Genomic DNA, 21,859 nt, shown 5'->3' on the forward strand with positions numbered 1-21,859 from the left:
GACGTCGCGGGCGACCCACCCGTCGACCGGGGCCGGGGCATCCCAGGACCGGGTGCCGCGGACCCGGTCGGTGAACGTCCGGGCTACCTGCCGGTGCCGTTCGGCGGGGTGATCAGACAGCGCCATCGGCGATCATCCCTTCGAGCTTCGCGTAACCCTGGTTGACGCCGGTCTCCATGCCGCCGGCCAGCCAGGCGTCGCGGCCTTCGAAGCTGTCGACCAGCGACTGCGCGTGCAGGCGGGTGCGGCCGTTGCCGAGGTCCTCGAACCACAACGTCTCCAGTGCGACGCCGTCCGGCTCCCCCTCGTACGTGAAGGTCTGCACGATCCGGTCCGGACGTACCTCGTGGAAACAGCCGCGGAACCCGTACTCGGCGCCGTCGTGCGCCGAGACGAACCGCCAGTTGCCGCCGGTGCGCGCCTCCCAGTGCTCGATCCGGGTGTCGTGACCGTCCGGACCGATCCACTGGGCGAACAGTGCGGGGTCGGTGTGGGCGCGGAACAGCTGTTCGGGCGTTGCGGTGAAGTCGCGGGTGATACGGATGACCGGAAGCTTCGGGTCAGCCTCGATGGTTGTTCCTGTGGTCTCGGTCATGGCCGGCTTCCTCCTCGTCGGTTCTGCTCTCGCTCTCGGTTTCGTTGTCTGTCGCGTTCATCGCCGCCAGAACGGCGTCGAGGCGGCGGTACCGCTGCTCGGCCCGGCGCCGGTAACGCTCGATCCAGGCGTCCATCACGTCGAAGACCTGCGTCTCCAGGTGCACCGAGCGAGGCTGCGGTCCCTGCGGCCGGCTCACCAGCCCGGCGTCCTCGAGCACGCGCAGGTGCTTGTAAACGGCCTGCAGCGACATCCGGTACGGCTCGGCCAGCTGGTTCACCGTTGCGTCACCCTCGGCGAGCCGGGCCACGATGTCGCGACGGGTCGGATCGGCGAGGGCGGAGAAGACCCTGGACAGGGTGTCCGCGGTCATCGACTCCTCATTTCAACTTCCTGGTTGAAAGCCAACCTAGACGCTTGCCGCCCGGTCGTCAACCGGGCGGTTGAAACAGCTGGTTACAGCGCGAGTCGGAGCCAGCCGGTGATGGTCGAGAGCTGGACCCTCGGCGACATAGCGCAGCGAACCGATGAAGTCGACCAGCGCCTCGTCCGGGACCGGGACCGCGTACCGACCGCTCTGGTACGAACGTCAAGTGGCGTACTTCGCGGACCTGACCGGCTACACCTACAGCAAGACTGATGTCATCGAGCTTGACGGGGGATGGCTCACATTCCGGCCCCGACACGACCGGCTCAATGTCGGCTGGCTGGACGCCCCGCACACCTTCGAGCAAGGCCCCGCAGCCCGCTTGGAACCTGGTGAACGAGCTGCGCGAACGGCGCCCGTATGCCAGGTCCACGAAGGACCGCGGCGGGACGCCGCCGCTGCCGCTGGGGTGATCGATCGCCTTGGCTCCCCGCTCGCGCAGCCACGCCCGCGGACCCGCTCGGTACTCATGCCGTGTCGCGCGCGTGCCGGCCACCGGGCGGCGCCTCGATAGCCTCGGATTCGGTGTACCGGGCGGCCCGCTCCGCGAGCAGCTGACCGAACAGTCCATTGGGTCGGCCGCAGTCGCGGCACAGGAAGTTGTCGTCCAGCCGCCGGCCGCCGCAGTGGTCGCAGCGACCCTGGTCGCGCGGATCGTGGTACGCGCGCAGCGCCTCCACCAGCGCCCGGGCGACCGGCGCGCGCAGCGTCAGCCGCACCTGCTGCCCGCCGAGGCGTACCTCGAGGTCTCCCACCAGTGGCGCCGCCGGATCGAGCGCGTCGATCCGCGCGGCGAAGTCCCGAAGGGCGGCCAGGAGGGCGTCAGGCAGCGACATGGTCCCGACGGTACGACATCGCCGCACACCGACATCACCACGCACCGCCCGAGCGTCCACAGTGTTCGCAGGGTACGCGGAGCGTGACGTGGTCCGCGTTGCCGGTTGCGGGACCTACGGTACCGGTCTGAACATCATGGACGGTGAGTCTGCACCGACCCGGGCGTCAGGAGTGGTCGAAGAGCTCGCCGCCCCCCGCCGGCGACCGCCCGCCGGTCAGGATGGCCACGCCGGCGGGCGCCAGCAGGAAGACCCCGCGCGCCAACCGGTGGATGTCGCCCCGACGGCCGAAGATCAGACCGGCCGCGAAGTCCACGATGCGACGCGCGTCCGAGTCGTCGAGCCCGGACAGGTCGATGATCACCGGGATGTCGCGGCGGAAGTACTCGCCGACGGTACGGGCGTCGTGGAAGCTGTGGGCGTGCACAGTGGCGATCTCGAAGCTGCTGTCCGTCGCCTCCGGGCGCAGTGGCTCGACCGTACCCGGGCCGAGGTCGCCGACCAGCGCCGCGCGGGTACGCCGCGCCATCCGTAGGTCGACCGAACCACGCCGGCCCGACCTCCGGTCCTCGTGCTCCACCGGGCCGTCGTCGTACAGATCAACGTCCGGATCCAACTCGTCCTCGCTGTCCTCGGCAAGCCCGAGCCAGACACTGGTTTTTCGAAGTGACCCCACCGCACCATTCCCCCCGCCCGTGTCGTCGGTCGAATCGCGGTCGACCGCAACCGATGCGCAGTGCGTTTGACGGTACGCCAGTCGCGCACCTTCGCGCGCGATAAATGGCGCGGCTCGCCGGAACGGGCGGTCAGGTTTCGTGTCGATCGCGGTGGGCAACGTCTTAGACGGCACCGATCGACCCGGTGCCGATTGGCGCGGCGCCGACTCGACATGGCGCCGACTCGACAGAGCGCCGATGTGAGACGGCACCGCTCGACACGGTGCGAGCACGGTGAGGTGATCAACGTGAACGACCCGCAGGAACGGCGCCCGGTTGGCAGGAAGACCGAGCAGACGCTGGACGAACGCGGGCTCTACGGCCCCGGTTATCTCGACGAGATCACCGAGCCGCAGGACGAGGCGCGGCAGGCCCGGGAGGCGGCCGACCGCCAGGACGTCGCCGACCACCCGCTCGACCCTCAGATCTACCGCGACGGCGGCCCGCAGGAGACGCCGGGGATGGTGACCACCACCGGCGGGCACGCGGGCAAGTCCAGCGCGCACCCGTACCACGACCGGCAGCCGAAGGGCCCGGGCAAGGTCGCCAACCCGACCACAGGTGACGCGACGAGCGGCGGGATGGGCACCCCGGTGGGTGGCTCCACCAGCGACGCCACGACCGGCGGCAGCGTCGGCGGCACCATCGTCGGAGGGTGCGACCAGGAACCCGACGGCGCCCCGGCGGAAGGCGCCGGCGCGGACCGGACGGGCGGCGGCGAGTACGGCGGATGACGCCGGGTTACCTGCTGGTCGGCCCGGAGTCCAGCGGTACGAAACTGACCGCTGAGCTGCTGCGGCGGGCCGGCTGCCGGTCGGTGGAGATCCTCGGTGGGGACGACGGCCCGGAGCTGCGGCTCGACGGGCATCCGCCGCTGATCCGGCGCAGCCTGCCGCACGGCCACCGGTGGTTCACGATCTCGGAGCTGGCGACGCTCCTCGGCGTCGAAGACGTGCGGGTCGTCGTCACGACCCGAGACTGGTTCACGATGATCGACAGCCAGGTGGCACGCGGCCTCGCGGCCGATCCCGAGACCGCCGTGGCCAGCATCCGCCGCGCGTACCACGACATTTTCGCCGGTATCCGCGAGCTTGACGCGCCGTACCTGGTGTCCAGCTACGAAGCGCTCACGTCGCAGCCCCGGTACGCCCCACGCCTGCTGCGCTCGCTCGACCTTCCCTCCGCGTCAGTGGAGTGCTACGAGGCGAACGCCAAGTGGTACGGCGACGCGCCGGCCAGGACCGGCCCACCGCCGGGAGCCTGGACCGCCGGTCAGATCTGATCCGGGCCGCGTCTGATCCGGGCCGCGTCTGAGCCGGTTCGGCGTCTGACCCGTCGACTTTCCGGTTGAGTCGTTTTTCCGGCGGACCCGCGGGGTGGCCGGCGCGCGACAATGGAGCGACCCGCGCGCGTGAAGACACGCTATCTTTAGTGGTTCGGGCACAAAAAAAGAACGACTTCGCAGCCGTTCGAACTCAAAGATTAGCGGACAGGGAGTCAGTTTGTCAAGCTTCGGCGTCTCCGACGGCCAGCTAGCCGAGACCGTCTCCGACAGCGATCGAGCCGGCACCGTCTCCGACGGCACGCTGACCGAAGCCGTCCCCGACGGCAGCCGAGCCGCCTCCAACGGCGGCTCGACCGACGAGTGCGGCCGGGAGCAGGAGCACGTGTCGATGCTGTACGGCCGCCTCGACGACCTGCGTGAGCAGGCGTCGCGCCGGCGCGACGCGTCGCTACGGGCTACCGGCGGCACCCCGCAGGCGCGGGCGGAGCGCGAGACCGCGATCACCCTGTACACCGACCAGTTGGCTCAGCTCAGCGCGGTGGAGAACGGCCTGTGCTTCGGCCGGCTGGACTTCTCCGGGGGTGAGCGCCACTACATCGGCCGGATCGGGATCTTCGACGACAGCGGGGACTACGAGCCGCTGCTGCTGGATTGGCGGGCGCCCGCGGCCCGCCCGTTCTACCTGGCCACCGCGGCGTCCCCGGAGGGCGTCACCCGCCGCCGGCACATCCGTACCCGGTACCGCAAGGTTGTCGGCCTTGACGACGAGGTGCTCGACCTGACCGCCACCCGGCGCTCCGCTCACGAGGACGTGACCGGGGAGGCGGCGTTGCTCGCCGCGCTGGACGCCGGTCGTACGGGCAGGATGCGCGACATCGTCGAGACCATCCAGGCCGAGCAGGACCGGGTCATCCGCGACGACCTCGGCGGGGCCCTCGTCGTGCAGGGCGGCCCCGGTACCGGCAAGACCGCCGTCGCGCTGCACCGGGTCGCGTACCTGCTCTACACGTACCGGCAGCAGCTGTCCACGCGGGTGGTGCTGGTCGTCGGGCCGAACGAGACCTTCCTGCGCTACATCTCCCAGGTGCTGCCGTCGCTGGCCGAGACCGGCGTGCTGCTCGGCACCGTCGGTGACCTGTACCCGGGCATCACCGCCCGGCGCCCGGAGCCGCCCGAGGCCGCCGCGATCAAGGGTCGCCTGGAGATGACCGACGTGCTGGCCGCCGCGATCCGCGACCGGCAGCAGGTGCCCGAGAAGTACATCGACCTCACCATCGACCAGGACATGCTGCGGCTGGACCGGGCGATCTGCGAGGACGCCCGGGCGGCGGCGCGGAGGACCGGCAAGCTGCACAACCTGGCCCGGCCGATCTTCGACACCGAGGTCATCCACGCGCTCTCCCTCCAACTGGCCGAGAAGATCGGCACCGACCCGTACGCCGACGACCCGCTGGGCGACGACGACGCACCGGGCGACCCGCAGATCCTGGAGGAGGCCGACCTCGCCGAGATCCGCCGGGAGCTGCGCGAGGAGCCCGAGGTCAAGGCGGCGCTCGACTGGATGTGGCCGATCCTCACCCCGCAGGACCTGCTCAGCGACCTGTACGCCTCGGCCGACCGGCTCGCCACCGCCGCGCCGGACCTGTCCGACGCCGAGCGGGCCCTGCTGCTGCGCGAGCCGGGCGGCGGGTGGACCCCGGCCGACGTACCGCTGCTCGACGAGGCGGCCGAGCTGCTCGGCGCGCACGACAAGCCGGTCGACGCGCTCGCTGAGAAGCGGCGCCGGGAGCGGATCGCGTACGCCGAGGGTGCCCTGGAGATCATGTCCGGCTCGGCTTCCTACGAGTTCGAGGACGAGGCCGAGTCGGAGATCCTCGCCGCGACCGACCTGCTGGAGGCCGAGCGGCTCGCCGAGCGGCACGGGGAGGAGGCGAGGCTGACCCCGGCCGAGCGGGCCGCCGCCGACCGTACCTGGGCCTTCGGGCACATCGTCGTGGACGAGGCGCAGGAGCTGTCACCGATGGCCTGGCGGCTGCTGATGCGCCGGTGCCCGAGCCGCTCCATGACGGTCGTCGGGGACGTGGCACAGACCGGCGACCTGGCCGGCACGTCGTCCTGGGCCCAGGTGCTGGAGCCGTACGTGGACCACCGCTGGCGCCTGGAGGAGCTGACCGTCAACTACCGCACCCCGGCCGAGATCATGGCGGTCGGCGGCGGGCTGCTGGCCGCGATCGACCCGGCCCTGCGGCCGCCCCGTTCGGTACGGTCGACCGGCGTCGAGCCGTGGGCCGCGCGGGTGGAGCCGGAGCACCTCGCCGAGGGGCTGGTGGACGTCGTCCTGCGCGAGGTCGCCGAGGTCGACGACGGCAGGATCGGGGTGATCGTCGCCGCCGGTCAGGAGGAGGAGCTGGGCGCCGCCGTGACCAAGGCCGTGCCCGAGGCGGCGGTCGGGGAGCAGCCCGACCTGTCCAGCCGGGTGGTCGTCCTGACCGTGCGTCAGGCCAAGGGGCTGGAGTTCGACTCCGTCGTCGTGGTCGAGCCGGCCCGGATCCTGGCCGAGTCGCCCCGCGGCCTCAGCGACCTGTACGTGGCGCTCACCCGGGCGACGCAGCGCCTCGGCGTGCTGCACACGGAGCCGCTGCCGGTGGGGCTGGAGGGCTTGCGGCCGGTGGCCGTCGAAAAGTCGGCGTCACCGGCCGGAGTCTGAGCCGGCGTCTGAGCCCGGATCTCCGACTGCCGGTTGGCGGCTGAGCCTCATCTACTCAGTCCGGCCACCAGGTTGATCGTCAACGCCATGATGACGGTGCCGAACAGGTACGACAGTAGGGCGTGCTTGAGTACCGTCGCGCGGAAAACGGAGGTGTTCAGTTCCGTGTCGGAGACCTGGAAGGTCATGCCGATGGTGAAGGCCAGGTAGGCGAAGTCGGAGTAGCGCGGCGCGGCCTCCTCGTGGAAGTCGACTCCGCCGTCGGGGTCGACCCCGCCGTCGGAGTCGACCCCGACGGCGGAGTCGACCCCGCCGTCGGAGTCGACGTAGTACATCCTGGCGTACCGGAGCGCGAACACCGTGTGGATCACCGACCAGGACAGCAGCACGCTCCCGACGCCGAAGCCCACCTGTAGGCCCTCCCGCAGGCCCCCGCCCGGGCCGGCAGCCACGATGACGTAGCCGATCGCGATGAGGCTGGCGATGGCGGCGGCCAGCAGCAGTACATCGGCGGCGGCGCGGGTGGGGTCTTCGCGCCCGGCGTGGCGGGCGGTCTCGCGCGCGTCGAGCCTCCAGATGGTGGCCCAGACCCAGCACACGAAGGTCACCGCGGCGACGTCCCAGGCGACCAGCGGAGCCAGTTGCCACGGCAGGACGGCGATCGACACGAGGCCCGCGCCGAGCCCGAGCGCTCCCGAGGTTGCGACGCGCCGTCGTGCGGATACGCCGTGACGGGCGTTCTCGTCGCGTCGGCGGCGCATCGGAGCCTCCCATACATGAGATCCGTTACATGAGATCCGCTGGCACATGATCCGCACAGCCATCATGCACGTGCCCCAGCATCGTGGCCGGCGAAACGCGTGACGCGGAGCCGCTGCCGGGTAGAAACGCGCGTCTTCGGGTTTCCCGTCAACCGGTGCGGTGAGTTGTGCCGCATGGAGCGCCCATGGCGCCCCGGGGAGGAGCGGTGCGGTGACTGACGTGGTGTTCGTGTTGCTGACCGTGGTCGTGTTCGCCGGCCTGGCCGTCGTGGTACGGGCGTTGGAGCGGCTGTGACCCCGGAGAACATCGTCGGTCTGGTGCTCGCGGTCGCGCTGGTGGGGTACCTCGTGCTGGCTCTGCTGTTTCCGGAGCGGTTCTAGATGAGCCCGACGAGCGCGGGCGTGCTGTTCATCGCCTCCCTGATGGTCGCGCTCGCCGCGGCCTACGCGCCGGTGGGCGACTACCTGTACCGGGTCCTCACCGGAGCCCGGCACTCGCGGGTGGAGCGCGGCGTCTACCGGGTGGTCGGCGTCAACCCCGACGGCGAGCAGACCTGGAGCGGGTACGCGCGCGCAGTGCTGGCCTTCTCGGCGGTGTCGGTGCTGTTCCTGTACGTCTTCCTGCGGCTGCAGAACCACCTGTGGCTGTCGCTCGGGCGGCCGCCGGTCCGGCCCGACCAGGCCTGGAACACGGCGGTCAGCTTCACCACCAACACCGACTGGCAGTCGTACGCGGCTGAGTCGACGATGGGACACCTGGTGCAGATGGCCGGCCTGACGGTGCAGAACTTCGCCTCGGCGGCGGTCGGCATCGCGGTCGCGGCGGCGCTGGTGCGCGGCTTCGCCCGAAGCCGCACGACCCTGGTGGGCAACTTCTGGGTCGACCTGGTACGCGTCTGCCTGCGGGTGCTGCTCCCGGTCGCGGTGATCGGCGCGCTGCTGTTCGTCGCCGCCGGCGCGGTGCAGAACCTGTCGGCCGGCCGAGACGCGCACACCCTCGCCGGCGCGACGCAGCACGTCCCCGGCGGCCCGGTGGCGAGCCAGGAGGTCATCAAGGAGTTCGGTACGAACGGCGGCGGCTTCTACAACGCCAACAGCGCCCATCCGTTCGAGAACCCGACCGCCTGGACCAACTGGCTCCAGGTCTTCCTGCTGATGGTCGTCGCGTTCTCGCTGCCGCGGGCGTTCGGTCGGATGGTGGGTGACAACCGGCAGGGCCTCGCGATCGCGGTCATCATGGCGATCCTCGCGATCGGCAGCGTCGTCGCGGTCAACGCCTTCCAGGTGGCCCACCGCGGGACCGTGCCGCAGGCGGTGGGCGCGGCGGCCGAGGGGGTGGAGGTGCGCTTCGGCGTTCCGCAGTCGGCGACGTTCGCGGCAGCCACCACGTTGACGTCGACCGGCGCGGTGGACTCGGTGCACGACTCGTACACCGCTCTGGGCGGCGCGATTCCGCTGGCGAACATGATGCTGGGCGAGGTCGCGCCAGGCGGGACCGGGTCGGGCCTGTACGGCATCCTGGTTCTCGCCGTGATCACGGTCTTCGTGGCCGGGCTGATGGTGGGGCGGACCCCGGAGTACCTGGGCAAGAAGATCGGCGCCCGCGAGGTCAAGCTCGCCTCGCTGTACTTCCTGACCACCCCGGCGCTGGTGCTGGTCGGTACCGGCGCCGCGATGGCGTCGACGTGGGCGCGGGCGTCGATGCTCAACTCCGGGCCGCACGGGCTGTCGGAAGTGCTCTACGCGTACACCTCGGCGGCCAACAACAACGGCTCGGCGTTCGCCGGCCTGACCGCCGACACCTCCTGGTACAACACCACCCTCGGTGCCGTGATGCTGGTCGGCCGCCTGCTGCCGATCCTCCTCGTGCTCGGCCTGGCCGGCTCGCTCGCGGCGCAACAGCCGGTACCGCCGTCAGCCGGCACGCTCAAGACCCATCAACCCCTGTTCGTCGGCATGGTCGTCGGCGTCGTCCTGGTACTGGTGGCGCTGACCTATCTGCCCGCCCTCGCGCTCGGTCCCCTCGCCGAGGGCCTGTGACACGAGGGCCAGTGACACGAGGGCGCATGACAACCGGGAGTACAGCCGAGATGTCGACCATGGCGCCGAAGGTGCCACCGGTGGCCCAACTGCCGCCCCCGCGCGGTCCGGACCGGGTACGCGGCGGACTGCTCGACCCTAGGCAACTGATCAGATCCCTGCCGGACGCGCTGCGCAAGCTCAACCCGGCGACGCTGCGGCGCAAGCCGGTCATGTTCATCGTCGAGATCGGGTCGGTGTTCACCACCGTGCTGGCGATGCTCCACCCGACCGTGTTCGCGTGGTTGACCACCGGCTGGCTGTGGCTGACGGTGGTGTTCGCCAACCTGGCCGAGGCGGTCGCCGAGGGGCGGGGCAAGGCGCAGGCGGAGACGCTGCGCCGGGCCAACCGCGCCACGGTCGCCCGGCGGCTGCGCGGCTGGAGGCCGGGCGACGGGGGGAGCGGTGACGGGCGGAACGGCGACGGGCGTGGCGACGAGGAGGCCGTACCGGCGCAACTGCTGCGCCCCGGCGACATCGTGGTGGTCGAGGCCGGTGATGTCATCCCCGGTGACGGGGACGTGGTCGAGGGCATCGCCAGCGTCGACGAGTCGGCGATCACCGGCGAGTCGGCGCCGGTGATCCGGGAGTCCGGTGGGGACCGGTCGGCGGTGACCGGCGGCACGAAGGTCCTGAGTGATCGCATCGTCGTGCGGATCACGCAGAAGCCGGGGGAGAGTTTCATCGACCGGATGATCGCTCTGGTCGAGGGTGCCAACCGGCAGAAGACCCCGAACGAGATCGCGCTGAACATCCTGCTCGCCGCGCTGAGCATCATCTTCCTGCTTGCGGTCGCGACGCTCCAGCCGCTGGCGATCTACTCCAAGAGCGTCCAGGCGTTCGCGTCCGACACCGAGGCGTTGACCCGGCACGGCGTCAGCGGCATCGTGCTGGTGTCACTGCTGGTATGCCTGATCCCCACCACGATCGGGGCGCTGCTGTCGGCGATCGGCATCGCCGGCATGGACCGGCTGATACAGCGCAACGTCCTCGCCACGAGTGGTCGTGCTGTGGAAGCGGCAGGGGACGTGAACACGCTGCTGCTGGACAAGACCGGCACCGTCACCCTGGGCAACCGGCAGGCCAACGAGTTCACACCCGTGGACGACGTGGACGAGAAGGTGCTCGCCGACGCCGCCCAACTGTCCAGCCTCGCCGACCAGACCCCGGAGGGGCGTTCGATCGTGGTGTACGCCAAGCAGCGCTACGGGCTGCGCGAACGGCAGATCCACTGCGCGACCTGGGTACCGTTCCGCGCGGCCACGCGGATGTCGGGTGTGGACCTCGACGAGGATGGACAGGTTCGCCGGATCCGCAAGGGCGCTGCGGGCGCGGTGTTGAAGTGGGTACGCGACAACGGCGGGCACACCAGCGACCACGTGGCCACGGTGGTCGACGGGATCAGCGCCAGCGGCGGTACGCCGCTGGTGGTGGCCGAGGCGCGGCAGGACCGACCGGCGCGGGCTCTGGGCGTCATCGACCTCAAGGACGTGGTCAAGACCGGGATGCGGGAGCGGTTCGACGCGATGCGGCGGATGGGGATCCGCACCGTGATGATCACTGGCGACAATCCGCTGACCGCGCGGGCGATCGCCGCGGAGGCCGGGGTGGACGACTTCCTGGCCGAGGCCAAGCCCGAGGACAAGATGGCGCTGATCAAGAGAGAGCAGGAGGGCGGCAAGCTGGTCGCGATGACCGGCGACGGCACCAACGACGCCCCCGCCCTCGCCCAGGCCGACGTCGGGGTGGCCATGAACACCGGTACGTCGGCGGCCAAGGAGGCCGGCAACATGGTCGACCTCGACTCCGACCCCACCAAGCTGATCGAGATCGTCGAGATCGGCAAACAGTTGCTGATCACCCGGGGGGCGTTGACGACGTTCTCGATCGCCAACGACATCGCCAAGTACTTCGCGATCATCCCGGCGATGTTCGTGGCCGTGTACCCGGGCCTGGCGGCGCTCGACATCATGCGGCTGCACAGCCCGACCTCGGCGATCCTGTCCGCGGTCATCTTCAACGCGCTGATCATCGTGGCGTTGATCCCGCTGGCGTTGCGGGGGGTGCGCTACACGCCGAGCAGCGCGGCCGCGCTGCTGCGGCGCAACCTGCTCGTCTACGGCCTCGGCGGCATCGTCGCGCCGTTCATCGGCATCAAACTCATCGACCTGATCATCCAGCTCATCCCGGGGATCTGACGATGCGACTTCCGCACTGGCTGTCGGCGCACCTGGCCGCGCTGCGGGCGCTGCTCGTGCTCACCGCGCTGCTCGGCATCGCCTACCCGCTCGCGGTCACCGCCGTCGCCCGGGCACCCGGGCTGTCCCACCACGCCGACGGGTCGCCGGTCACGGCCGGCGGCCGCAGGGTGGGCAGCGCGCTCATCGGCCAGTCGTTCACCGGCGCCGACGGCCGGCCGCTCGCCCGGTACTTCCAGTCCCGACCGTCGGCCGCCGGCCCGGGCAACGGCTACGACCCGGCCGCCAGCGGCGGGTCCAACCTCGGCCCGAACAGCGTCGTCGACCGCGGTCCCGACCGGCCCAGCCTGCTGACCCAGGTCTGCGCGCGCAGCAGGGCCGTCGCGGTGCTGGAAGGCGTCGACGGGCGGCGGCCGTACTGCACCCGCGACGGCGTCGGCGCGGTCCTCGCGGTGTTCCACCGCGACGGCGTCACCGGACCGGTCACCCGCGTGGTCAGCCTCAACCAGGGCTGTCCTGCGGTGCCGTTCGTCGCGGCGTACCGGGGCGTGCCGGTCGAGTGCGCGAGGACCGCCGAGGACTACGCGCACGGTGTGGTCACCCCGATCCGCGGCGACGCGCCCGCCACCCCGGTCGTACCCGCCGACGCGGTCACCTCCAGCGGCAGCGGCCTCGACCCGCACATCAGCCCCGCGTACGCGAAGCTCCAGGTGAACCGGGTGGCCCGGGTACGCGGGACTACCGTTGACAAGGTGGCCGAACTCGTCGACCGGCACACCGCCGGGCGGGTCCTCGGCTTCCTGGGAGAGCCGGCCGTCAACGTCCTCGACCTCAACCTGGACCTCGACCGGACGTATCCGTACCGCGGTTAGGGGGACGTAATGGCCCGCGGACAGCTTCGCGTCTACCTCGGCGCCGCCCCCGGCGTCGGCAAGACGTACAAGATGCTGGAGGAGGGCGCGCGCCGGTCCGGCCGGGGCACCGACGTGGTCGTGGGTCTCGTCGAGAGCCACGGCAGGCGGATCATCGAGGAGCTCATCGACGGGCTCGAGGTCGTACCGCGCAAGAAGGTCACGTACCGCGGGGGCACCTTCACCGAGATGGACCTCGACGCTGTGCTCGCCCGCCGCCCGCAGGTCGCCCTGATCGACGAGCTGGCCCACACCAACGTGCCCGGTGGCGGCAACGCCAAGCGCTGGCAGGACGTCGAGCAGCTGCTCGAGGCCGGCATCACGGTGGTCACCACGCTGAACATCCAGCACCTGGAGTCGCTCAACGACGTCGTCGAGCAGATCACCGGCGTCGTGCAGCGCGAGACGATCCCCGACGAGGTGGTGCGCCGCGCCGAGCAGATCGAGCTGGTCGACATGACCCCGGAGGCGCTGCGGCGCCGGATGGCCCACGGCAACGTCTACAGGCCGGAGGGGATCGACGCGGCGCTCGGCAACTACTTCCGGGTCGGCAACCTCACCGCCCTGCGCGAACTGGCCCTGCTGTGGGTGGTCGACAAGGTCGACGACCAGCTCGACCGGTACCGGACCGACCACCACATCGGCACCACCTGGGAGACCCGGGAACGCGTTGTCGTCGCGCTCACCGGCGGGCCGGAGGGCGACACGCTGATCCGGCGGGCCGGGCGCATCGCGGCGCGTACCAAGGGCGCGGACCTGATGGCGGTACACGTGGCCCGCGGCGACGGGCTGGCCGGTGACGACCCGGCGCACCTGGAGCGCCAGCGGGACCTCGTCGAGGAGTTCGGCGGCACATACCACCAGGTGATCGGCCACGACATCCCCAACGCCCTGCTGGAGTTCGCCGAAGGTGTCAACGCCACCCAGCTCGTCCTGGGCGCCAGCCGCCGCGGCCGGTTCGCGCAGATCCTCTCGCCGGGCGTCGGGGTCACCACCACCGCGGAGTCCGGCCACATCGACGTCCACCTGGTCACCCACGAGGAGGCCAGGCGCCGCCGCCCCCCGGTACGGATCACCGGCGGCCTGACCGCCGACCGCCTGCTCGGCGGCGCGGCCCTGGCGGTACTGGGGCCGCCGCTGCTGGCCGCCGGGATGGCCCGGCTGCGGGCCGACCTGTCGCCGGCCGACTACCTGCTCGCGTTCCTGCTCGCCGTTCTCGCCATCGCGCTGGTAGGCGGCCTCCTCCCGGCGCTGCTGGCGACCGCGGTGAGCTTCGCGCTGCTCGACTGGTACTCCATGCCACCGGTGCACCACTTCGCCGTCGCGGGGCGGGACAATGTGTTCGCGCTGCTGGCCTTCCTTCTGGTCGCGGTCACCGTCAGCACCGTCGTCCACGTCGCCGCCCGCCGCGGCGGGGAGGCGTCCCACGCCCGCGCCGAGGCCGAGACCCTGTCCACGGTGGCGGGCAGGGTGCTGCACGGCGAACGCCCGCTGTGGGAACTCCTGCAGCAGGTCCGGGATACCTTCTCCCTGGCCAGCGTCACGCTGCTGGAGCTGAAGCCGGACGCGCCGCCGGCCCCGGAGCAGCGGCACGACCCCACCGCGTGGAGGGTCGTCGCGACCGTCGGCGATCCGCCGTGCACCATTCCCGACGACTGCGACAGCGATGTGCCGATCGACGGGCACCTGTCGCTGGTGCTGCGCGGGCGGGCGCTCGACGCCGGGGACCGACGGGTCGTGGAGGCGTTCGCGGCACAGGCCGCGCTCGCGCTGCGCCAGCAACGGCTGGCCGAGCAGGCCGCCGCCGTCCGGCCGCTGGAAGAGGCGGACCGGGTGCGCAGGTACCTGCTCAATGCGGTCAGCCACGACCTGCGTACCCCGCTGTCGTCGGCGCGGACGGCCATCGCCGAGCTGCGTGGTGGGGACGGGGCGCTCGACGACGCCTACCGGACCCGCCTGCTCGGCGCCGCCGACGAGTGCCTGGAACGGCTGGGGCGGCTGGTGGACAACCTGATCGACATGAGCCGGCTGCAGGCCGGGGCGCTGGGCCTGCATCCGCAGTTGATCAGCGCGGCCGAGGCACTGCCCCGGGCCGTCGAAGACCTGGGGGAGGTGGGGCAGGGCATCCGGATCAACGTCCCCGAGGACGTGCCTGAGGTGTACGCCGACTCGACCCTGCTGGAGCGGATCCTCGCGAACCTCGTCGCGAACGCGGTGCGGTTCAGCCCCACCGGGCGACCGCCCGTCATCACCGTCAGCGAGCACGGTGGCCGGGTCGAGGTACGGGTGATCGACCGTGGCCCGGGCATCCCGGTCGCCGACCGGGAGCGGGTGTTCCGGCCGTTCCAGCGACTGGGCAACGGCGACAACGGAAACCGGGTCGGTCTCGGGCTCGCGCTGTCCCGCGGCCTCGCGGAGGTGATGGGTGGTGACCTGACCCCCGCCACCACGCCCGGCGGAGGGTTGACGATGACGCTGAGCCTGCCGGTGGCGGACCTGGTCGGCGGGGCCGAGCCGCCGCCGGACTTGGAGGTTCAGCAGGCCAACCCGGCCATCCTCGAACGGCTGGACACCTGGTCGCGCCACGAGCTGGGTGACCGGCCGTGAGCGACGTACCGGCTCCGACCGTTGTCGAGGCCGAGCCGACGGAACACCGCGCAGGTCTGCGCGGCTGGCTGCTCGACGACCTCAACGAGGGCAGGTCGCCGGTCGAGGGGCCGCACTCGCGGCCGGAGTCGTCGCAGCAGCGGCCCTGGTGGCAGGTGATGTGCCTGACGGGACTGGACTACTTCTCCACGCTCGGGTACCAGCCCGGCATCGCCGCCCTCGCGGCGGGTGCGCTGGCGCCGGTCGCGACGCTCCTCCTGGTGGCGCTGACGCTGTTGGGGGCGTTGCCGGTGTACCGGCAGGTGGCCCGCGAGAGCCCGCACGGCCAGGGCTCGATCGCCATGCTCGAACGGGTGCTGCCGCGATGGACCGGCAAGCTGTTCGTCCTGGTGCTGCTGGGCTTCGCCGCGACCGACTTCGTCATCACGATGACCCTGTCAGCGGCGGACGCGACCGCGCACGTGCTGGAGAACCCGTACGTTCCGAACGTGCTGCGCGGTCACCAGATGGGCGTGACGCTGCTGCTGCTCGCGATGCTGGGCGCGGTCTTCCTGCGGGGCTTCAAGGAGGCCATCGGCATCGCGGTCGTCCTGGTCGGGGTCTACCTGACGCTCAACCTCATCGTGGTCGTCTTCGCGTTGCAGGACATCCTCACCCACCCGCATCTGGCGGTGACCTGGCGGAGCCTGCTGGTTCACGAGTACCCCAGCCCGCTCGCCATGGCCGCGGTGGCGCTGCTGGTCTTCCCGAAGCTCGCCCTGGGCCTGTCCGGCTTCGAGACCGGCGTCGCCGTGATGCCGCTCATCCGTACCCGTACCCCCGGCGACCTCCGGGCCCGGATCAGGGGCGCGCACCGGCTGCTGACCACGGCCGCCGTGATCATGAGCTGTTTCCTGATCGCCAGCAGCTTCGTGACGACCGTGCTCATCCCGCCGCGCGAGTTCAATCCCGGTGGCCGGGCGTACGGTCGGGCCCTGGCTTACCTGGCGCACGAGCACCTGGGCAACGTCTTCGGCACGGTGTACGACGTGAGCACCGTGCTGATCCTCTGGTTCGCCGGCGCCTCGGCGATGGCCGGGCTGCTCAACCTGATCCCCCGGTACCTGCCCCGCTACGGTATGGCGCCGGCCTGGACCCGCGCGGTCCGGCCACTGGTACTGGTGCTGACGGCCATCGCGTTCCTGGTGACGTTCGCGTTCCGGGCCGACGTCAACGCGCAGGGCGGCGCCTACGCGACGGGTGTCCTGGTGCTGATCACGTCGGCGGCGGTCGCGGTCACGCTGTCCGCCCGCCGGCGCGGCCACCGCCGGCTGACCGTCGCGTTCTCCGTGATCACCCTGATCTTCGTGTACACCACAATCGCCAACATCATCGAACGCCCCGACGGCGTGAAGATCGCATCGCTGTTCATCGCCGGCATCGTCACCTTCTCGGTGCTGTCGAGGATCCTGCGGGCGACCGAGCTTCGCGCCACCGGGATCGAGATGGACGACCTGGCCCGACAGTTCATCGAGGATGCCGCGGCGTCCGGGACCATCCACATCATCGCCAACGAACCCGATGCCCGGGACGAGCGCGAGTACCGGGAGAAGGAGGAGGAGCAGCGCCTTGGCAACCACATCCCGGACAGCGACCCGGTGCTCTTCGTGGAGGTCACCGTCACCGACCCCTCGGACTTCGAGACGCCCCTGCGGGTACGGGGGGAGGAGCGGCACGGGTTCCGGATCCTCAAGGTCGAGGGCCCGTCCATCTCGAACGCGATTGCGGCCCTGCTGCTGTGCATCCGGGACCTGACCGGCAAGAAGCCGCACGTCTACTTCAGCTGGACCGAAAGCAACCCGGTGGTGTCCCTGCTGCGCTACCTGCTGTTCGGGGAGGGCGAGATCGCCCCGATCACCCGGGAGGTGCTGCGCGAGGCCGAGCACAACACCCGCCGCCGGCCGATGGTCCACGTCGGTTAGCCGACACAGTCCGGCGGCCATCGGTGTACGCGTCCAGGTTTTGGATCGCTGAATTTGGTGAGATTCCCAGATATCTGAGCCGCCCAGACATCTGAACCGCCCAGACATCTGAGTTGTCCTGAATCCAAGCGGAAGCCATGCCGGTCGGCGGGGGGAAGCCCGTGTCAGATACCACCGTGGAAGCGCTGGCCGAGCATCGACCCTTCATTCGGCGGGAGGCGGGGTTGCAGTCGCCGTTCCCGCCCATCGAGGACTACGGATTCCTGTCCGACTGCGAGACGACGGCGCTCGTCGCGCCGAGCGGCAACGTCGAGTGGCTGTGCCTGCCGCGGATGGACTCGCCCAGCGTGTTCGCCGCGATCCTGGACCGGGACGCCGGCGGGTTCCGGTTGGGCCCGGCGGACGTCCTGGTACCGGCCGACCGCCGCTACCTGCCGGGCACGATGGTGCTCGAGACCAGTTGGGGCACGCCCACCGGCTGGGTCATCGTGCGGGACGTGCTGCTCATCGGGCCGTGGCACCACGAGCACGAGTTGTCGCACACGCATCGGCGGGCGCCCACCGACTACGACGCCGACCACGTCCTGCTGCGGACCGTCCGGTGCGTCTCCGGCGAGGTGCAGGTGACGCTCGACTGCGAACCCGTGTTCGACTACGGCCGCCGGCAGGTGCGCTGGTCGTACACGGACCGGGGCTACCACGAGGGGATCGCCCGCTCCGACGGGTGCGATCTGGAACTGTGCCTGACCACCGACATGCGGATCGGCTTCGAGGCAGCCCGGGCCACCGCCCGTACCCTGCTCAAGGAGGGCGAGACCCGGTTCTGCGCGTTGACCTGGACCGAGCACCCGCCGCCGTACACCTTCGAGGAGGCCTCCCGGCGGCTGACCTGGACGGCGCACCACTGGCAGCACTGGCTGGCCCGCGGCCGCTTCCCCGACCACCGCTTCCGCAGCTATCTCGAGCGCAGCGCGCTGACGCTCAAGGGGCTCACGTTCGCCCCGACCGGTGCCCTGGCCGCCGCGGCGACCACCTCGCTGCCCGAGACCCCCGGCGGCGAGCGCAACTGGGACTACCGGTACAGCTGGGTCCGCGACGCCACCTTCGCCCTGTGGGGTCTGTACACCCTCGATTTCGACTGGGAGGCCAACGACTTCTTCTACTTCATCGCCGACGTCGCCGAGCGCGACCAGGACCTGCAGATCATGTACGGGGTCGGCGGCGAACGGGATCTCGTCGAGGAGGTGCTGGACCACCTGCACGGGTACGAGGGGGCGAGACCGGTACGGGTCGGCAACGACGCGTACCACCACCGGCAGAACGACGTGTGGGGCGCCGTCCTCGACGCCGTGTACCTGCACACCAGGTCACGGGACCGCCTCGACGAGCGGATCTGGCGGATTCTCAAGCGCCAGGTCGAGAATGCGATCGCGCACTGGCAGGAGCCCGACCGCGGCATCTGGGAGGTACGCGGCGAGCCCAAGCACTTCACCTCGTCCAAGGTGATGTGCTGGGTGGCGGTCGACCGTGGGGTGCGGCTGGCCCGGATCCGGGAGGACCACGCGCTCGCCGAGCGGTGGCGGAAGATCGCCGACGAGATCCACGCCGACGTGTGCGAGCACGCCGTCGACGAGCGGGGCGTGTTCACCGCGCACTACGACACCGACGCCCTGGACGCCTCGGTGCTGCTGATCCCGCTGATGGGGTTCCTGCCGCCGGACGACCCGCGGGTACGGAACACCGTCTTCGCCGTCGCCGACGAGTTGACCGTGGACGAGATGGTGCTGCGCTACTGGCCGGAGAAGACCGACGAGGGCCTGCAAGGGGTGGGCGAGGAGGGTACGTTCGCGATCTGCTCGTTCTGGCTGGTCTCGGCGTTCACGCTGATCGGCGAGCACCTGCGGGCCCGGCGGCTGTGCCAGAAGCTGCTGTCGTTCGCCGGCCCGCTCGGCCTGTACGCCGAGGAGATCGATCCGCGCAGCGGCCGGCATCTGGGCAACTTCCCGCAGGCGTTCACCCACCTGGCCCTGATCAACGCCGTCTTCCACGTGATCGACGTGGAGCAGCGCGAAGGCGGCGGGCTGTTCCCCTGACTGTTCCCCTGACCAGCGGGTATCAGTGCGGCGAACGTGGGTAGCGTGTGGGAACAGACGCGACATACCCCTGGAGATCGTCATGTCGCTGGCAGGCCGAACTTTGCGGCGCATCGGTCTGGACCGCAATCCGTTGCGCCGGACGATCGACCGGGTCGAAGCGTGGATCACGGTCGTGATCATGGTGGTCTCCCTGTTCCTCCTGCCGGCCACCGTCTGGTTCACCGGGCGGACGGCGTACGCCGCCGGCGTACACACCGAGCAGGTCGAGCGGGCGCACCGGTACCAGTCGCGGGCGGTACTGCTGGCCGATGCCGGCACGGACGCCATCCCCGATCTGCCGCCCGCGGCCCGCGGCCCGGCGCCCACCCGGGCGGGCACGGCGACCACCGGGGTACGGACCCCGGCGCACTGGACCAGCGCGGACGGTACCCGGCACCGCGGCTCGGTGCTGGTCGACGAGCGCGCCCGGGCCGGCGAGTGGGTGACGGTGTGGACGGATGCCCACGGTGACCTGTCCGACCCGCCGCAGCAGCGGGTCCAGACCGAAATCAACGCGGCCGCGGCCGCGGTCCTCGCGGGCGCCTTCGTGGCGGGCCTGGCGGGGGCCGTCTGGTTCCTGATACGCCGGGTGTTCGACGCGCGCCGGATGGCCCAGTGGGAGGCGGCGTGGTGGCAGTTCGAGCCGCGCTGGACCGGTAGGTCCTGAGCCGTCCCGAGCCCGGGGGACCTGCCGTCTTTCCGGTGAGCGACCTGCCGTCCCGAACGCTCAGATGATCCCGAACGGCCGGATCGTGCCGACACTTTTGTATGCCACGACAAGAGTTTTGATTGGGGACGCAAAACCTATAGACGTCAGCGGCGCAACCGCCCTAGAGTCTCCGCCACAGCCCGGAGAGTGACGCGAACCGATGTCCCGGGCGTGACGCGGCTGGACGCGGAGGCCATGGTGACGTCGAACGACGGGCTCGCGGACGACCCCCTCGCGGACGACCGTCCCGCAGGTGGCGACCGTCCCGCGGACGACCGTCCCGCAGGTGACGATGTGGTGCTGCGGCTCGCCGGCGTGGTCAAGACCTTCCCGGGCGTACGGGCCCTCGACGGGGTCCGGCTGGAGGTACGGGCCGGTGAGGTGCACTGCCTGCTGGGGCAGAACGGCGCCGGCAAGTCCACTTTGATCAAGGTGTTGTCGGGCGTGTACCGGCCCGACGACGGTGACATCGTCTGGCAGGGCCGGCACGTGCACCTCGCCAACCCGCAGGCGGCGATGAAGGCCGGCATCGCCACGATCTACCAGGAGTTGGATCTGGTCGACGACCTGTCGGTGGCGGAGAACATCTATATCGGGCAGGAGCCGCACCGGGCCGGTTTCGTCCGCCGGGGCGAGATGCGCCGCGGCGCCGGGGAGATCCTCACCCGGCTCGGGCACCCCGAGATCCCGGTCGGCGCGGAGGTCGGCAGGCTGCCGGCGGCCGCCAAGCAGATCGTCAGCATGGGCCGGGCGCTGTCCCGGGACGCCAAGCTTCTGATCATGGACGAGCCGAGTGCCGTGCTCGCCCAGGACGAGGTCAGCAACCTGTTCCGGGTGGTACGCGACCTGACGGCGCAGGGCATCGCGGTCATCTACATCTCGCACCGGCTCGAGGAGGTCCGCGAGATCGGCGACCGGGTGACCGTACTCAAGGACGGCCGGACCTCGGCGGTCAACCTCGACGCCCGCAGCACCCCGACGCGGGACCTGGTCAGCCGGATGACCGGCCGCACGATCGAGTACGTCTTTCCGCCCCGACCACCAGAGCCCACCCGGCGGGGCGAGCCGCTGCTGCTGGTGGACCGGATCACCCGCCGGGGCGAGTTCGAGGACGTGTCCCTGACCATCCACTCCGGAGAGATCGTCGGGATCGCCGGGCTGGTCGGCTCCGGGCGTTCGGAGCTGCTGGAGACGATCTACGGCGCCCGCCGCCCCGACGCGGGCCGCGTACTGTCCAACGGCCGGCCGCTGCGGCCCGGGGACGTCGCGGCCGCGGTACGGGCCGGGCTGGGCATGGCGCCGGAGGAGCGAAAGTCGCAGGCGCTGCTGCTCGGCGAGCCGGTGTACCGCAACATCACCCTCGCCACCTTCCGGCGCTTCGCGGCGGCCGGGTTCACCCGCTCGGCCCGGGAGCGGGCGGCCGCCGCCGCGGTAGCCGACGGACTGCAGCTCCGGCCGCGCGACGTCGACCGGGCGGTGGGCACGCTTTCGGGCGGCAACCAGCAGAAGGTCGTGGTCGGGCGGTGGCTGCTCGGTGACGTCTCGCTGCTGCTCCTGGACGAGCCGACCCGCGGGGTCGACGTCGGCGCCCGAGCCGAGCTGTACCAGATGATCCGCCGGCTCGCCGACGACGGCGTCGGCATCCTGCTGGTCTCCAGCGAGGTACCGGAGGTCCTCGGCCTGTCCGACCGGGTGCTGGTCATGCGCGAGGGCCGGCTGGTGCACCAGGCCAGCGCCGAGGAGCTCGACGAAGACAGCGTGCTCGACCTCGTCATGGCGGGGTCACTACTCGAGGGGGACCGGGTTTGACCGCGGGTACGGGGCCCACGACGAACGAGCCGACGACGAACGGGCCCACGACGAACGGGCCGACGACGAACGGGCCGACGACGAACGGGCCGACGACGAACGGGCCCACGACGAACGAGGCCG

The 21,859-nt window shown here is 71.0% G+C and carries 19 protein-coding genes; 14 read left to right on the plus strand and 5 right to left on the minus strand.

Annotation, left to right across the window (positions count from 1 at the left end):
• Window positions 1-112 precede the first annotated feature (112 nt).
• Together Pme01_RS13495 and Pme01_RS13500 are read right to left on the minus strand one after the other, a co-directional pair.
• On the minus strand, window positions 113-595 hold the full coding sequence (locus tag Pme01_RS13495; protein WP_168115735.1) for an SRPBCC family protein: 483 nt from the start codon (window positions 593-595) through the stop codon (window positions 113-115).
• Window positions 561-968 (minus strand): ArsR/SmtB family transcription factor, encoded by a 408-nt coding sequence (locus Pme01_RS13500; protein WP_168115736.1) that lies wholly within the window; start codon window positions 966-968, stop codon window positions 561-563. Before Pme01_RS13500 ends, Pme01_RS13495 begins: the two co-directional genes overlap by 35 nt.
• 154 nt (window positions 969-1,122) lie before the next feature.
• Between Pme01_RS13500 and Pme01_RS31975 the strand changes: the two genes are divergently transcribed.
• Window positions 1,123-1,536: a DUF7919 family protein gene (locus tag Pme01_RS31975; RefSeq protein WP_476742335.1), complete on the plus strand. Its 414-nt coding sequence runs from the start codon at window positions 1,123-1,125 to the stop codon at window positions 1,534-1,536.
• On the opposite strand, the gene Pme01_RS13505 is transcribed toward Pme01_RS31975, so the two are convergent.
• Both Pme01_RS13505 and Pme01_RS13510 read right to left on the minus strand, forming a co-directional pair.
• Window positions 1,490-1,858, minus strand: a complete 369-nt coding sequence (locus tag Pme01_RS13505) for a hypothetical protein (RefSeq protein WP_168115737.1) — start codon at window positions 1,856-1,858, stop codon at window positions 1,490-1,492. The genes Pme01_RS31975 and Pme01_RS13505 overlap by 47 nt on opposite strands.
• Before the next feature lie 166 nt (window positions 1,859-2,024).
• On the minus strand, window positions 2,025-2,534 hold the full coding sequence (locus Pme01_RS13510; protein WP_168115738.1) for a cell division protein SepF: 510 nt from the start codon (window positions 2,532-2,534) through the stop codon (window positions 2,025-2,027).
• Window positions 2,535-2,822: 288 nt separating this feature from the next.
• Here Pme01_RS13510 and Pme01_RS13515 point away from each other — a divergent pair, with 288 nt between their 5' ends.
• The 3 genes from Pme01_RS13515 (at window position 2,823) to Pme01_RS13525 (ending at window position 6,566) form a co-directional block, all read left to right on the plus strand.
• Window positions 2,823-3,308, plus strand: coding sequence for a hypothetical protein (locus tag Pme01_RS13515; protein ID WP_203935600.1), 486 nt, complete (start codon window positions 2,823-2,825; stop codon window positions 3,306-3,308).
• Window positions 3,305-3,856 carry a hypothetical protein gene (locus tag Pme01_RS13520; protein WP_168115739.1) on the plus strand — a complete coding sequence of 184 codons (552 nt, stop codon included), beginning with the start codon at window positions 3,305-3,307 and terminating at the stop codon, window positions 3,854-3,856. Before Pme01_RS13515 ends, Pme01_RS13520 begins: the two co-directional genes overlap by 4 nt.
• 304 nt (window positions 3,857-4,160) lie before the next feature.
• Complete coding sequence (locus Pme01_RS13525; RefSeq protein WP_505868875.1) at window positions 4,161-6,566, plus strand: HelD family protein; 2,406 nt, start codon at window positions 4,161-4,163, stop codon at window positions 6,564-6,566.
• 47 nt (window positions 6,567-6,613) lie between these two features.
• On the opposite strand, the gene Pme01_RS13530 is transcribed toward Pme01_RS13525, so the two are convergent.
• The gene (locus tag Pme01_RS13530; protein WP_168115740.1) at window positions 6,614-7,327 is read right to left on the minus strand and encodes a DUF1345 domain-containing protein; all 714 of its coding nucleotides are present in this window, start codon (window positions 7,325-7,327) and stop codon (window positions 6,614-6,616) included.
• A 160-nt stretch (window positions 7,328-7,487) separates the two neighbouring features.
• Between Pme01_RS13530 and Pme01_RS31475 the strand changes: the two genes are divergently transcribed.
• The 10 genes from Pme01_RS31475 to Pme01_RS13575 all read left to right on the plus strand — a co-directional run bounded on the left by Pme01_RS31475 (window position 7,488) and on the right by Pme01_RS13575 (window position 21,736).
• Entirely contained in the window at window positions 7,488-7,622 is a 135-nt protein-coding gene (locus Pme01_RS31475) for a hypothetical protein (protein ID WP_275408524.1), read from the plus strand.
• Entirely contained in the window at window positions 7,619-7,708 is a 90-nt protein-coding gene (kdpF, locus tag Pme01_RS13535) for a K(+)-transporting ATPase subunit F (RefSeq protein ID WP_168115741.1), read from the plus strand. The genes Pme01_RS31475 and kdpF overlap by 4 nt, the downstream gene beginning before the upstream one ends.
• Entirely contained in the window at window positions 7,709-9,367 is a 1,659-nt protein-coding gene (gene kdpA / locus Pme01_RS13540; RefSeq protein WP_168115742.1) for a potassium-transporting ATPase subunit KdpA, read from the plus strand.
• Window positions 9,368-9,426: 59 nt separating this feature from the next.
• A complete protein-coding gene (gene kdpB / locus Pme01_RS13545) occupies window positions 9,427-11,604 on the plus strand; it encodes a potassium-transporting ATPase subunit KdpB (RefSeq protein WP_168115814.1) in 2,178 nt (725 codons plus the stop codon).
• Window positions 11,605-11,606: 2 nt separating this feature from the next.
• On the plus strand, window positions 11,607-12,476 hold the full coding sequence (locus Pme01_RS13550) for a potassium-transporting ATPase subunit C (protein WP_168115743.1): 870 nt from the start codon (window positions 11,607-11,609) through the stop codon (window positions 12,474-12,476).
• A gap of 9 nt (window positions 12,477-12,485) precedes the next feature.
• Complete coding sequence (locus tag Pme01_RS13555) at window positions 12,486-15,122, plus strand: sensor histidine kinase (protein ID WP_168115744.1); 2,637 nt, start codon at window positions 12,486-12,488, stop codon at window positions 15,120-15,122.
• Window positions 15,119-17,083, plus strand: a complete 1,965-nt coding sequence (locus Pme01_RS13560) for an APC family permease (protein WP_168115745.1) — start codon at window positions 15,119-15,121, stop codon at window positions 17,081-17,083. The genes Pme01_RS13555 and Pme01_RS13560 overlap by 4 nt, the downstream gene beginning before the upstream one ends.
• Before the next feature lie 161 nt (window positions 17,084-17,244).
• Window positions 17,245-19,176: a glycoside hydrolase family 15 protein gene (locus Pme01_RS13565; protein ID WP_239088208.1), complete on the plus strand. Its 1,932-nt coding sequence runs from the start codon at window positions 17,245-17,247 to the stop codon at window positions 19,174-19,176.
• A gap of 82 nt (window positions 19,177-19,258) precedes the next feature.
• The gene (locus Pme01_RS13570) at window positions 19,259-19,885 is read left to right on the plus strand and encodes an Rv1733c family protein (RefSeq protein ID WP_168115747.1); all 627 of its coding nucleotides are present in this window, start codon (window positions 19,259-19,261) and stop codon (window positions 19,883-19,885) included.
• 336 nt (window positions 19,886-20,221) lie between these two features.
• The gene (locus Pme01_RS13575) at window positions 20,222-21,736 is read left to right on the plus strand and encodes a sugar ABC transporter ATP-binding protein (RefSeq protein ID WP_239088216.1); all 1,515 of its coding nucleotides are present in this window, start codon (window positions 20,222-20,224) and stop codon (window positions 21,734-21,736) included.
• Window positions 21,737-21,859: the final 123 nt, after the last annotated feature.

The sequence above is a fragment of the Planosporangium mesophilum genome, from assembly GCF_016863255.1.
Classification (GTDB): domain Bacteria; phylum Actinomycetota; class Actinomycetes; order Mycobacteriales; family Micromonosporaceae; genus Planosporangium; species Planosporangium mesophilum.